The sequence below is a fragment of the Paenibacillus silviterrae genome, assembly GCF_030167925.1.
Classification (GTDB): Bacteria; Bacillota; Bacilli; order Paenibacillales; family NBRC-103111; genus Paenibacillus_G; species Paenibacillus_G silviterrae.
Genome location: NZ_JASKUT010000001.1, coordinates 1,181,035 through 1,194,145, shown reverse-complemented (window position 1 = coordinate 1,194,145; position 13,111 = coordinate 1,181,035). Strand labels below are relative to the sequence as shown.

Genomic DNA, 13,111 nt, shown 5'->3' with positions numbered 1-13,111 from the left:
TTCTGTAATTAGTTCGCTTTTCCTTTAACTTTGTATACATATGCTAGAACCTCTGCTACGGCCTGGAACATATCGTTCGGAATGGCTTCCCCGATCTCTACTTGAGCGTACAACGCACGAGCCAGCGGTTTGTTTTCCATTGTCATGATACCGTTTTCCTTGGCGATTTGTTTGATTTTTAGGGCGATATAATCCGTTCCCTTAGCGATTACCATGGGTGCCTGCATCTTCTCTGCATCGTACTTAAGAGCAATAGCGAAGTGAGTCGGGTTCGTAATGACCACATCGGCTTTGGGAACTTCCTGCATCATCCGCTGCATAGCCATTCTTCGCTGCTTCTCACGGATTTTACTTTTGATTAACGGATCGCCTTCTGTTTTCTTATATTCGTCCTTAATATCCTGTTTAGACATTTTCAAGCTTTTTTCATGCTCATACCGCTGGTACATATAATCGAATATTGCTAGAACAATTAGGATCAAACCGATTTTCAATCCAAGAGATAACGTAAGAGAAGAGGTAAACCAAAGGATATCTTCTATGGGATGATGAGCAAGCTCCATCACTTGACTACGCTCTCCCCATAGGGTGTTAAAAACGACAACACCTATGATGCTCATTTTAAGTACAGACTTCAGAAAATCCACGACGGAACGCAAAGAAAAAATATTTTTGGCTCCAGAGATCGGATTGATCTTTTCAAACTTCATCTTCAAGGGATCTGCCGTAAAAAGAAAACCGATCTGAAGGTAATTCGCGGCAACACCGATCACAAGCGCGATTAAGAATATCGGGCCTACAATCATGAGCATTTGCAAAAGTAACCGTGTACCCAAGGTTTGTACATTTTCAATCGTTGGATCATAGAGAAGAAAATCGTAGAATATGGACTTAAACATCGCCAATAGTTGATCCTTCATGAAACTACCAAACAATACAAAGGACATAAACGTGAAAAATAAAATAAACGCAGCGGACAAGTCCATACTCTTGGCGACTTGACCTTTTTGACGAGCTTCCTGCCTCTTTTTGGGGGTCGCGGATTCCGTCTTCTCACCCGAAAATAACTGTAGATCCAATTGGTAGCGAAGCGTTGTCACGTTGTTCCCTCCGTTCAAGCAGCAAACACACCGAAAAATCGTTGAATTGCTTCCAGCATGGCTTTAAACAAATCTTTAAAAAGCAACTGGTAGCCAGGGAATAGTAAGATTAACATCATTAATCCCAACAGGACTTTAAGAGGCATCCCTATGACAAAAATATTGAACTGTGGTGAAACTCTCGCCAGTAGTCCCAAACCCAAATCAGTAAGGAACAAGGCAACTATGATGGGAGCAGCCATTTGAAAGCTAAGTGTAAACACCTCGGAAAAAGTGCGTAGCATAAAATCAGAGATTCGGCCGTTATATATATGAGTAAAAAGTTCGTTATCTAGCGGAATCCATTCGTAGCTGCGCATGATCCCTTCAAGCAAATAGTGATGACCGTTAAAGCTAAAAAATAGCAATAGGGCTACCATATACTTCAAGTTCCCCATAAGCGGACTCTGAGCACCCGTTACAGGGTCAATCACATTCGCTATACCAAAACCAATCTGAATATCGATAAAAGCTCCCGCAATTTGTACAACGGTAAAAAATAAGTAAGCAATGAATCCGAGAAAAAGTCCGACCAATATTTCCCGAAGTATCAACAGCCAAAATATCGAATCCAAAGTAACGGGTGTTGAGGTGCCAAGACTGATGAAAGAAATAAAAGCTACAAACACAGCTAAGCCAAGCTTCAATGGGTTCGGCACGTTTTGAGCTGAAAAGACCGGTGATACTACAAAAAAAGAGGTGATTCGACAAAAAAATAGCAGAAATCCAGGATAATATTGCAGCATCCAATCCATTCGCTCACAACCTAACCTACAAATTTATATAAATTGTTAAGCAGATTGTAAGTGAAGTCGACCAAGGTGGTAAGAATCCACGGACCAAATACCAATAATGCCAGCAATACTACCACGATTTTGGGTACAAACGCCAGCGTTTGCTCTTGAATTTGCGTCGTCGCCTGAAAAATGCTGACAATCAATCCCACAACCAGAGCCAGCACCATCATTGGTGCGCTAGCCTTAAGTGTGGTATAAACCGCTTCGCCGGCCAGCTTAATGATAAACTCGGAGCTCAACGTTATTCTCCTCCTGACAGTCTTCAACGATCGTTTACGTATTAAAGCTTAACAGTAGTGACCGTACGACCAAGTACCAACCATCCACGAGGATGAATAATAAAATTTTGAAAGGCAGCGAGATCATAACCGGTGGAAGCATCATCATCCCCATTGCCATTAGCGTACTCGCTACTACCATATCGATGACAAGAAACGGGATAAAAATCATAAACCCCATCTGAAAAGCCGTCTTCAATTCACTTATAGCGTAAGCAGGTACCAGTGCGGTAAGTGGCGTATCTTCGACTCCCGTGGGAGGCGCTGCCTTCGTATAGTCCAAGAACAGCTTTAAATCCTTTTCCCGCGTATGCTGAAACATAAATTTTTTGATGGTTACCGATGCTTTGTCTAAAGCGGCCGTCTGCGAAATTTCGCCCTTCATATACGGCTGATATGCCGTCTGATTAATCTCACCGAGCGTTGGCGCCATGATAAAAAAGGTTAGAAATAAAGCTAATCCGATTAATACCTGATTGGGAGGCATTTGCTGTGTCCCAAGCGAGGTCCTTACAAAACCTAGTACAATGACGATTCTCGTAAAGCTTGTCATCAGCACTAGTATCGAAGGAGCGATACTTAGAATCGTGAGCAGGAGCAATATATTGACCGTGCTTGCAGCGCCTGCCGGAGTATTCGCATCCGTTCCTCCGATGTCGATGTTGATCCCAGGGATCGGATTCGCCGCGTAGACCGGCGAAGAGTAGCCCAAGACGATCACTAGTACGGCGATAATAGCTGGAATCCATCTCAATTTGTTCTTCATGATTTATCATTCAACCGATCCGTGTATTGATCTTGTGTCAGCAGTTCCTCGGCCAGCTTCTTACGATCGGAAACACGCTGCATTTTGTTGTGGAACACTTGCTGAAATGACATTTCCGTCTCTTCCAGTTCATTGTCGGCAGGCTTGCTGCGAAGCTTCTGAACCCAGCTGCCAAATGCGTCAAAGCCCGGTGCTACAGACGATGCCGTCATCAAATCAGTAATATAAGCTACCTCCTGTTCATCCTCTATCTTTTCGAGTAGTTGAACGTTCTCCCCAACGCCGACCACATAGAGAGAACGTCCGATTTCTACGATTTGAATGGATTTGTTCTGCCCCAGCGGAACCCCGCCCAAGGAGCGGATCGAGCGGCCGAACAGTAGTTTATTTTTTTGCGAAACGATCTTCATAATCACAAAAAACAAACCGATAATAAGGATAAGGAAGAAAATTACCTTTAGAATCATGACAAACGTATCGCCTGCCCCCCCTCCTACAATAGGCTTTCCAGCTGGATCGCCTAAGTCAGGGGACTTCGTTGTGTCTTCTCCTATTGCTCCAAAACAAACAGCAGCGAATACTGCTGTTTGTGCTGAAACGAAAATCAAAGCTGCTGCCAACTTGGTTGCGAGTCGTTTCAAGTTTCACATTCCTTTCGGGTTGAACAAACTCTCCCCATGCTGCTTTAAATCCGCTAACCCAATGTCTTCTTGATTGCTTCAATAACGCGGTCCGCCTGGAACGGCTTCACGATAAAGTCTTTCGCGCCGGCTTGAATGGCATCGATTACCATGGCTTGCTGTCCCATTGCAGAGCACATAATAACCTTTGCATTGGCATCCAGCTTTTTAATCTCTTTCAATGCATTGATTCCATCCATCTCAGGCATCGTGATGTCCATCGTAATCAGGTCCGGACGAAGCTCTTTAAATTTCTCAATGGCTTGCGCCCCGTCGTTTGCTTCTCCAACAACTTCATATCCGTTCTTTGTTAGAATATCGCGAATCATCATTCTCATAAAAGCAGCGTCGTCTACGATCAAAATGCGGTTAGCCATGGATAACCAATCCTCCTAGGGTTGAGTAAATATTTATTGTTGTAATTTTTGAATGCGATCCCATTGATTGACGATGTCCGTAACACGTACACCGAAATTCTCATCAATAACGACAACTTCGCCTTTGGCGATCAGCTTGTTGTTAACGAGAATATCCACAGGCTCACCGGCTAGCTTATCCAGCTCGATGATCGATCCTTGGGAAAGCTCCAAAATATCTTTAATAACCTTATGTGTCCTACCCAATTCTACTGTTACTTTAAGAGGGATATCCAGTAGTAAATTCAGGTTTGTATCTTCCGCAGCGGTCAAGTGTGGCGTACTGAAATTAGAAAACTGAGCAGGCTGCACATTTACGTTGCGGTTCGCATGCATGCCGTAGGTAGCCGGTTGCGGCGGCATCATTGGCTGCTGAGGCATCATAGGCTGTTGATACATCGGTTGCTGCATCGGCGGTTGTTGATACATGGGTTGTTGCATAGGCGGCTGCTGATACATTGGTTGGGCGTATGGATCAGGAGCAGGCATACTTGGCGCTGCTGATGCTGGCGCAGGCGGCTGCTGAGCTGCCGGTTGTGTCGCCGGTGCAGGTGTTGGAGCCGGTTCTGGGTTCATGTCACCTCCGCCCATAAGTATGGAAACCATATCTTTTGCAAATCCTACCGGAAGAAGCTGCATGATGGTCGAGTCGATCAAGTCGCCGATCGTGAGCCGGAACGATATTTTGATAAACACGTCTTCCGGAGGAAGGGCCTGGTCTCCCTGTTCGGATAAATTCAATATATCAATGCCTGGCGGCGAGATATTAACGAACCGGTTAAAGATGGTCGACATGGAAGTCGCCGAAGAACCCATCATTTGATTCATCGCTTCTTGTACGGCACTGATGTGAATTTCCGACAATTCCATGTTCTGACCGGTCCCGTCCCCACCCATCATCAGATCCGCAATGACTTGAGCATCACGAGTCTTGATCACAAGTAGATTGATCCCATGAAACCCGTCCACATAATTGACATGTACGGCTACATGGGGCTTGGGGAACTCCTGAACCAATTCTTCACGCGCGATTATGGATACTTTCGGTGTAGTAATATCCACCTTCTTACCGAGAAGCGTCGATAGAGCTGTAGCAGCACTTCCGAATGTGATGTTACCAATCTCCCCAAGCGCATCCTGCTCTAACGAAGATAAGTAATCATCCAAGACCGGAGATAAGCCGGAGCTGTCAGAGCCGCCTCCATCGGACGCTTGTCTCAGAAGAGCATCAATCTCTTCCTGTGACAAATAGTCTTTGTTATTCGTCATTCTCTTCTACTCCTTCTTCTACAGACTCACTGATTTGAATGGCAAGCTTACCGCGGGCCGTACCAGGAGTACCGTAATACTTGAGCTTTTCCCCAATACGTATATGAAGCGGCTCGTCAACGGACTTGTTGAGCGTAATCACATCACCGACATTAAGATTCAAAAATTCGCGAACATTAATCTGCGAAGTTCCCAATTCTGCAATGATGGGCAGCTTGGCCTTATGCAGCCTGGACTGTAAAGCCATAACCTCTTCCGGGGCCCGAACCTTCTTCTGAGATACAAACCAATGGTGTACCGATAATCTGGGCATGATAGGCTCAATAACAACATGAGGAATACATAAATTGATCATCCCCGTAGTATCGCCGATCTTAGTGCTTAAGGAAATAAGAGCTATCGTTTCGTTCGGTGATACGATTTGCATGAACTGCGGGTTCGTCTCCAGCGCCTCAAGCCTAGGAGATAAATCCACCACCGTCTTCCAAGCTTCCTGGAGGCTCTCGAAGGCTCTGCTGAAGATCCGTTCCATGACGATCGTCTCTATCTCTGTGAGCGCATTAATCTTCGTTGGAGACGTTCCAGCACCGCCGAGCAAACGGTCCACCATGGCAAACGCTACATTCGGATGTACCTCAAGCACCATTCTGCCTTCCAAAGGTTCTGCTTCGAAAATATTCAAAATGGTCATTTTAGGAATCGAACGGATAAATTCATCATAGGGCAGCTGCTCAACTTGTACAACGTTAATTTGTACGAAGGTTCTTAATTGAGCTGAAAAATATGTCGTCAAGTAACGGGCAAAATTCTCATGAATTCGAGTTAGGCTTCGAATATGGTCCTTAGAGAATCGAACCGCCCTCTTAAAATCGTAAGCCCTGACCTTCTTTTGCGTTTCTTCTTTTTTGAGCTCCTCGGCATCCATCTCACCAGAAGACAATGCGGCAAGCAGAGCGTCAATCTCATTCTGCGAGAGAACATCAACCATTAGCGTCACCTCCTCTGTGCTATATCATGGAGAATGCCCGTTTCTATTGAAGCACTTTATCCGTAATATAAATTTGATTTAATTTCCCTTCCTGAAGTAAAGGATTCATTTTATTCATAAGGACAGAGGTTAGAGTATCAAAGCTTTTTCCGCCGCTTGCTTCTTCCGCAGTCATGTCAGCCAAGGTTTGAATAATAATGGCCTTCATTTTGAAATCCAGCTTTTCGAACTCTTCCTTTGCCTTCTTATTTTCAAGTTCAAAGGCGAAGCTAACTTTAATGAACTTAGCATTGCCGGCTAAATTTGTAGTTATATCCTTAATAATAACTGTATTTTCTTTAATTTGATCCGGTGTCAGCTTCTTGGCCTGCTTTACTTGACTTGCAGAGCTTTGAGCCGCATTCTCAGGGGAATCGTTACTTTTAATCATATAGTTCCACAGAACAAAGGCTGCCGTCAATATTAATGTAATAGCAATTAGAATCGCAACCAGCATAATGAAAATCTTATTCTTTAACAACTTACGACCCCTCCGAATTCAAGCTCTTAAAAGTACCCGCTACAAGTCCAATCGATTGACAATAGCTTTGAATCAGTTGTACTGCTTCTTCTGTGCTTTCAAGGACCATAATTTTTTTTCCGGTAATTAATGTCACCATTGTATCCGGTGTTTCTTCGATGGATTCGATAAGCAAAGCATTAATCACCAGCTTTTTGCCGTTCAATCGGGTTAAAGTAACCATCCCATACCTCCACTTAGCTTGAATGGAGGGGGAGGGCTCCTCCCCCTTTTAAACCTTCATTCTACACTATTATTGTTTCAGATTAACAACCTCTTGCAGCACTTGGTCAGAAGTTGTAATAATCCGGGAATTCGCCTGGAAGCCGCGCTGAGCAACAATCATCTCTGTGAATTCGGCGGTTAAATCAACATTAGACATTTCCAATTGACCTGAAATGATGGCCCCGGTTCCTAGCGCTGCATCATTAGCCTGGCTATAGTTGGAGGAAACAGGCGCATTCGCCACATCATTCGAGTTCGGTGTTTGACGGTAGAGGTTGCCGCCGATCTTCTCAAGACCGGCAGGGTTCGCTACTTTAACAACGGAAATAAACGTTCCTGTGTTATTGGTTGCCCCTGTATCATCTACGGTAATGATTTCTCCCGAAGTAGAGATCGAGAATGCCGTCACCGTACCAAAAGCCTTCAGATCGATAGGAGCTCCGTCCGTGCTCATAACAAACATCCCGTCTGCAGTAACAAGCTGCTGGTTAGCGTCGACTGTAAAGTTCCCCGCTCTTGTCAGAAAGGGCTCTGTAGCAGCAGGGTCACTCTTTACTGCGAAGAATCCGTCACCGTCAATACGAAGGTCTGTTACTACATTCGTCGTCATGGCACTACCGGGCGTATGAATTGTATCTATTGCTGCAATGGATACACCAAGACCGATTTGCTTGGCGTTAACACCGCCTCGTACTGTATCCTCCGACGGAGAAGCACCTGCGACCGTTTGACTCAAAATATCCTTAAACATTACACGGCCTGCTTTAAAGCCTACAGTGTTTACGTTAGCGATATTATTACCAATAACATCCAATTTTGTTTGAAAGCCGCGCATACCGGATACGCCGGAATAAAGTGATCTTAGCATTCGATTCAATTCCTCCTAATTGGGATCTAGATGGCTGCTTCAATCGATCCGCAGCGGTAAGGGCCTCCGATTCGGTCCAGCCCCTGCTTTACGTGATCACCATAGCACTGTCGATCTGCGTAAATACATTATCTTTCATGGAGTCGCCGTCCATAGCCGTGACAATCGTCCTATTCTTGATGTTGACAATAAAGGCTGTGTCCCCTAAGAGCATCAACGAATCCTTTGCACCCTTCTTGGCGGCCTTATCAATGGCATGATTGATTTTGGCCAGCTGCTCCGGCTTAAGCTCAATCCCCCGCTGGCGTATTCTCTCTTCCGCATGATGACTGACACGAACAGATTGATTTTGCAGGATCTGATCAAATGTGCTGGACCCCTTAGCGGGTGTTACAGGCTGACGCGTCCGTGCAGGTGGAACGGCATTGGGATAAAGCTGTCCAATGGATATTCGTTCCGTCATGGAGTTTCCTCCGGATTCGTAATTTTACTGATTCGATCGAGAGATACTTCCTGACCGTTAATTACAGCCAGCTGTTCCCCATTTCTTACCTTGATAGCCTCTACCAAGCCGGAGCTCGCAACTTCTTGACCTTTATCGTTTTTCAAAGACCAAGTAACGTTCTTCCCGATAAGACTGGAAGCAAAGCCTAATGATTGCCGCATAAATTTTAACTCATTAGCCATATTAGTCAACTGCTCGACGGAGGTAAACTGCGCCATCTGCGCGATAAATTCTTTATCTTGAAGCGGCTGCATTGGGTCTTGATTCTTCAGCTGTGTGATGAGAATTTTCAAGAATTCATCTTTACCCAATTTATTCTTGTCTCCGGACCCCGCCCGTTGAACATTTTCCTGTGAATAATAAGGCCATACATTCCGTGTACCGATATTTGTATCCGCCATTCCTTCACCTCCCGGTAAGCACCAGCATCGAAGCTGAAGTAATTACGCCGAGTAATCAATTACGCCGGTTCCTGTAAGAGCAGCTCTTGTCTTTTGAAAATCCGCTCCGTCCGTCCCTTCGACTTCCAGAGTATCCAAATTCTTATTACCGGATTTCGATTGTTTGCCCGATTGTCCGGGTTGCTGCTGCCTTTGCTCTTGAAACATCCCAGATTGGAAGCTTTGGCTTTGAGACACTTCAATTTTTTCTATCTGTATGCCTTGATTCTGCAAGCTCGACCGAAGCTGTGCCATCTGATTCTCCAGCATTTCTTTACCTGCCGCGTTGTCAGCGATAAAGTGTGCGGTTAGCTGTCCATGCTGCATTGACAGCTTCACTTCTACATGACCGAGGTGCTGCGGATACAAGGAAAGCTTAGCTTCCGTAAAGCCCTCCGATGAGGTCTGAATCGAGAAGGAGCTAACGACAAACCTTGTCATATCGTCCGTGAAAGTAGCCGCAGGCATTTGAACGTAAGCCGGTTTGGCTGTAGCGCCGGCTGTCTGCTGATGCTTTAAGAATTCATGCATAGGGATCGGTTCTGCCATTTCCGTATCTGCAGTTACCGTCTCTAGTGGTTCAAAAAGCTGGTCATGCTGTTCGGCTGGGATATCTACTGCAAATTTGGGAGTGACCGTTTTAGCAGCTAAATACTCCAGCTTTTGAATCGAGCTCGTTGCGACTTGAATCACGTTTTTGCTGTGCAGTTCATCCGAGTTCTCTTGCGACAAGCCAGCATCCTCGTGCTGCTGCAAACCGAACGCGACGGCCGGAAGCTCCTTCATCACTTGCTTCAGATCCCCGTTTGACAGTCCAGAAGCTGTATGTAGCAGCTGCTTAACGTCATTAAGTAATTGAATAGCTTCGGATTTTGTCAAACTTTTCGTTTCTGTTAAATGGTCAGTGGTGCCCTTACCATGATCAAGAGGTACGAAAAGAAATGGGCTTACTGCCTCCATCGGCTCATCAGTTGTAAGCGATACATCGGAAATGCCATCCATCGCAGTCTCGCCCTCAGGAAGCTCTGTCAGTGTGACCTGAGCCTGCTGAAATGTGAGAAAGAAGGATTGCACCTCAGCGAGCCATGCTTGCAGACCGGGATCATTCAACAGATCGTCCGTAAGATCGGAATCGGACTGCTCAAGCAGCTTAATTAATCCGTCAAGCTGTGATTCCGTCATTTCCTTAGCCTGCTCCTCCGGCAATTGCTGCATATTCAATAATGGCATCAGCAATTGAAGCAACGCCGATACTCCGGCAGCAGGAGCCTGGTCCTGACCGGCAGAAGGGTTAGCTGTTGTCATAACCGTGCTAAGGGCTGAAGAGAAATTTGCGCCGTTCGCCGCGACACCCGTAGCTTGAGCAGAAGAGCCTGCAGAGCCGGATGTAGCTTGAATTGGCATTTGTCCTTGAATCTCCATGTTTTGTTTTCACCTCCTTCCAATAATTTATTGAGCGAGCCTAGCTGAAATAATAGCCGCTGTATCCTTAGACTGCTCCGAGAGGGCCGTTAGGATTTTGGAGCGCCCGGCAACATCCATTGAACTCAGAATGGATATAACCTTCTCAGGCGTCGTTTTTTGCATTTCCAGGAGAACGGTCGCTGCGCTTTTAGGTGTCATGTTAGCAAAGGTCGCGCCCAAGTCATCCTTCGTCAGGTTATTCGACTGGCTGCTCGCTGCGGGCGTTACATTTACCCTCTCTTGAAGTGCAGCAATTTGCTTATCGCGCACGGTAGTTTGATCCTTGAGGAGGATCGAAGCCTCCGCGGCCTTCTTCGCATCCATCTTCTCGAGTATTTTCACCCGTTCGTCCGTCTTCATCATGCTAAGTACAAGCACCAACTCGCGAGTCGTCAGGTTTTCCATGATCGGCGCCGCTTTACTCGGAGTCATCTTGGCATACATCGCCGCCAGCTGCTGAATTTGATTCGTATACTCGTCTTCCGATTGCGTCTTTACCTTCGCCTGCTCTTCCAGGCCGCTATTCTTTAACTGGAGATCCTTAATTAATTGATCACGCTGCTGCAGTAATGCCTCAGCTTTCTTCAGATCGGCATCCTTCGCCTGCAGTTGTGCGGTCAGCTCTGCGACTTTGTCCTCCGGTGCAGCCGGTGCAGTTGTGGTGGTATCTGCTTTTCCATCGGCAGTAGTGCTCTTGGTGCCGGCATCGGATGGTTTATCCTTAGGATCAGGAATAATGCTGCTTACAACTGGAAGCTTATTAGCCGTTCTAAGCACGTTGTTCATAATATCGTAGTCGAAAATCGTCAACAATACGCCGAGCAGCACCGCGGTAAATACAAAAGGGATGAGGAACCATATGAGAAACCGTTCCATGGCACCGTAAGATGTGGATTTTTCCGTATCGACGTTCGCCATACCCTCACCTCCTGCTTGTTCATGACTTATGATAATCTTCGAAACCGATTGGTTGCCATCTCATCCATTTGCTCCTGCTCTTTCTTGAGCATGGTAGCGGTAAAACGGGTAAATGCTTGTTCCTTCGCCTTAGTCCATACTTTTTCTTCGAGCATTTTATCCGTCAGATGCTCCTGCTTAAGCTGAACCTGCGATTGTGCCTTCTGAACATCCTGATGCTTCGCATGAATGCATTGATCCATATGCTCCAAATAGCCTTGCATCAGCTTGAGCTCCGATATGGTCGTACGTGATTCGGATGCGCGCAGCAGCTCTTCCGACAGCTTGTCTTTGGCTTGCTGAAGCTCGCTCAATGAGCTTTGCTCCTGTCTAAGCCTTCCCATAGCTTCAGAAAGAACCCATTCCGCTTGTGTCTTTTCATTCGTTTTCAGGTCTACTATTTTCTGGAAGGTATAATGAAAACGCACGCTTCATCCTCATTCCCTGTAAAATTCTTGAATTAAACGCTGCTGCGCTTCTTCGTAAGTCAGCTTCTCATGCACGCGCTGCTTGGTATAGTCCCAAATCGATTGAATGTAATCAATCGACATATCAATATCAGGGTTCGATCCTTTTTGGTACGCCCCGATATTAATGAGATCTTCCGAATCTTTATAAACAGACATCAGTCGTTTAAGATTCTCGGCAGCGAGCTGCTGTTCCACCGGTACAATTTCCTTCATAACACGGCTGACGCTGGCCAATACGTCGATTGCCGGAAAATGACCTTTGTTGGCTATATTCCGGTTCAGTACGATATGCCCGTCCAATATCCCCCGCACCGCATCTGCAATCGGTTCGTTCATATCGTCTCCATCCACCAAGACTGTGTAAAATGCGGTAATTGAACCTTTTGGTCCGTTACCCGAACGTTCCAATAGCTTAGGCAGTGTAGCGAACACGGAAGGCGTATAGCCTCTAGTAGCAGGCGGCTCGCCAACCGCTAAGCCGACTTCCCGCTGAGCCATGGCATAACGAGTGACCGAATCCATCATCAGCATGACGTTAAGTCCGCGATCACGAAAATATTCAGCAATACTGGTTGCAATTAAAGCACCCTTGATTCGAATTAAGGCAGGCTGGTCGGATGTCGCTACGATAACAACGGAGCGAGCTAACCCTTCGGGACCTAAGTCACGCTCAATGAAATCGAGAACCTCTCTCCCCCGCTCACCGATAAGGGCGATAACATTAACATCCGCTGAAGTATTTCTGGCGATCATGCCCATCAGCGTACTCTTACCGACACCGGATCCGGCAAAAATACCGACCCGCTGGCCTTTGCCAATCGTTAAAAGTCCGTCGATACATCGGACACCGACGCTAATCGGCTCAAGCACGCGTGGCCTTTTCAACGGATTACTCGGCGAATTGTTCGTCGAATACTGGCTCATCCTAGAGGGAAGAAAGGTCCCGTCCAAGGGTTGTCCGAGCCCGTCCAGAACTTTGCCAAGCAGCTCGTGACCTACTTGAACCGTGAGCGGCTTGCCTGTACCGACAACATCACAGCCCGGCCCGATTGAATCCAATTCACCAAGGGGCATGAGAATGACCTTGTTGTTCTTGAAGCCGACAACCTCCGCCTTCAGTGGTTGACTGGACTTGAATGGGTAGATGTAGCATACATCACCGATGCTGGCATCCGGCCCTTCGGATTCTACGGTCAATCCAATAACCTGTGTTACTTTGCCGTTAACTCGAATCGGGTCTACCTGCCGCAATTGCTCCAAAAATTTGGCTGCGTTCGGCACCTGATTCAT

The 13,111-nt window shown here is 46.3% G+C and carries 17 protein-coding genes; all 17 read right to left on the bottom strand.

From position 1 onward, the window contains the following. Positions 1–8: 8 nt before the first annotated feature. Entirely contained in the window at positions 9–1,100 is a 1,092-nt protein-coding gene (gene flhB, locus QMO62_RS05160; protein ID WP_284639070.1) for a flagellar biosynthesis protein FlhB, read from the bottom strand. 14 nt (positions 1,101–1,114) lie between these two features. Continuing rightward, the gene (fliR, locus tag QMO62_RS05155; protein WP_284639068.1) at positions 1,115–1,894 is read right to left on the bottom strand and encodes a flagellar biosynthetic protein FliR; all 780 of its coding nucleotides are present in this window, start codon (positions 1,892–1,894) and stop codon (positions 1,115–1,117) included. 11 nt (positions 1,895–1,905) lie between these two features. Continuing rightward, on the bottom strand, positions 1,906–2,175 hold the full coding sequence (fliQ, locus tag QMO62_RS05150) for a flagellar biosynthesis protein FliQ (protein WP_284639066.1): 270 nt from the start codon (positions 2,173–2,175) through the stop codon (positions 1,906–1,908). 34 nt (positions 2,176–2,209) lie between these two features. Beyond that, on the bottom strand, positions 2,210–2,980 hold the full coding sequence (fliP, locus tag QMO62_RS05145; RefSeq protein ID WP_284639064.1) for a flagellar type III secretion system pore protein FliP: 771 nt from the start codon (positions 2,978–2,980) through the stop codon (positions 2,210–2,212). Beyond that, complete coding sequence (locus QMO62_RS05140; protein WP_284639062.1) at positions 2,977–3,621, bottom strand: flagellar biosynthetic protein FliO; 645 nt, start codon at positions 3,619–3,621, stop codon at positions 2,977–2,979. The genes fliP and QMO62_RS05140 overlap by 4 nt, the downstream gene beginning before the upstream one ends. 53 nt (positions 3,622–3,674) lie before the next feature. Next, entirely contained in the window at positions 3,675–4,037 is a 363-nt protein-coding gene (locus tag QMO62_RS05135; RefSeq protein WP_284639060.1) for a response regulator, read from the bottom strand. A 33-nt stretch (positions 4,038–4,070) separates the two neighbouring features. After that, entirely contained in the window at positions 4,071–5,345 is a 1,275-nt protein-coding gene (fliY, locus tag QMO62_RS05130; protein ID WP_284639058.1) for a flagellar motor switch phosphatase FliY, read from the bottom strand. Further along, positions 5,335–6,333: a flagellar motor switch protein FliM gene (fliM, locus tag QMO62_RS05125; protein ID WP_284639056.1), complete on the bottom strand. Its 999-nt coding sequence runs from the start codon at positions 6,331–6,333 to the stop codon at positions 5,335–5,337. Before fliM ends, fliY begins: the two co-directional genes overlap by 11 nt. Before the next feature lie 43 nt (positions 6,334–6,376). Next, the gene (locus QMO62_RS05120) at positions 6,377–6,853 is read right to left on the bottom strand and encodes a flagellar basal body-associated FliL family protein (protein WP_284639055.1); all 477 of its coding nucleotides are present in this window, start codon (positions 6,851–6,853) and stop codon (positions 6,377–6,379) included. Position 6,854: 1 nt separating this feature from the next. Continuing rightward, positions 6,855–7,076, bottom strand: coding sequence for a flagellar FlbD family protein (locus tag QMO62_RS05115; RefSeq protein WP_284639053.1), 222 nt, complete (start codon positions 7,074–7,076; stop codon positions 6,855–6,857). Positions 7,077–7,145: 69 nt separating this feature from the next. Continuing rightward, positions 7,146–7,985, bottom strand: a complete 840-nt coding sequence (locus QMO62_RS05110; protein ID WP_284639051.1) for a flagellar hook-basal body complex protein — start codon at positions 7,983–7,985, stop codon at positions 7,146–7,148. An 88-nt stretch (positions 7,986–8,073) separates the two neighbouring features. Further along, entirely contained in the window at positions 8,074–8,448 is a 375-nt protein-coding gene (locus QMO62_RS05105) for a TIGR02530 family flagellar biosynthesis protein (RefSeq protein ID WP_284639049.1), read from the bottom strand. Then, on the bottom strand, positions 8,445–8,891 hold the full coding sequence (locus tag QMO62_RS05100; protein ID WP_284639047.1) for a flagellar hook capping FlgD N-terminal domain-containing protein: 447 nt from the start codon (positions 8,889–8,891) through the stop codon (positions 8,445–8,447). Before QMO62_RS05100 ends, QMO62_RS05105 begins: the two co-directional genes overlap by 4 nt. 42 nt (positions 8,892–8,933) lie before the next feature. Further along, the gene (locus QMO62_RS05095; RefSeq protein WP_284639045.1) at positions 8,934–10,352 is read right to left on the bottom strand and encodes a flagellar hook-length control protein FliK; all 1,419 of its coding nucleotides are present in this window, start codon (positions 10,350–10,352) and stop codon (positions 8,934–8,936) included. A 27-nt stretch (positions 10,353–10,379) separates the two neighbouring features. Next, positions 10,380–11,312, bottom strand: coding sequence for a MotE family protein (locus tag QMO62_RS05090; RefSeq protein WP_284639043.1), 933 nt, complete (start codon positions 11,310–11,312; stop codon positions 10,380–10,382). 26 nt (positions 11,313–11,338) lie between these two features. Then, positions 11,339–11,779 carry a flagellar export protein FliJ gene (gene fliJ / locus QMO62_RS05085; RefSeq protein ID WP_284639041.1) on the bottom strand — a complete coding sequence of 147 codons (441 nt, stop codon included), beginning with the start codon at positions 11,777–11,779 and terminating at the stop codon, positions 11,339–11,341. Positions 11,780–11,788: 9 nt separating this feature from the next. After that, positions 11,789–13,111, bottom strand: a complete 1,323-nt coding sequence (gene fliI / locus QMO62_RS05080) for a flagellar protein export ATPase FliI (RefSeq protein WP_284639039.1) — start codon at positions 13,109–13,111, stop codon at positions 11,789–11,791.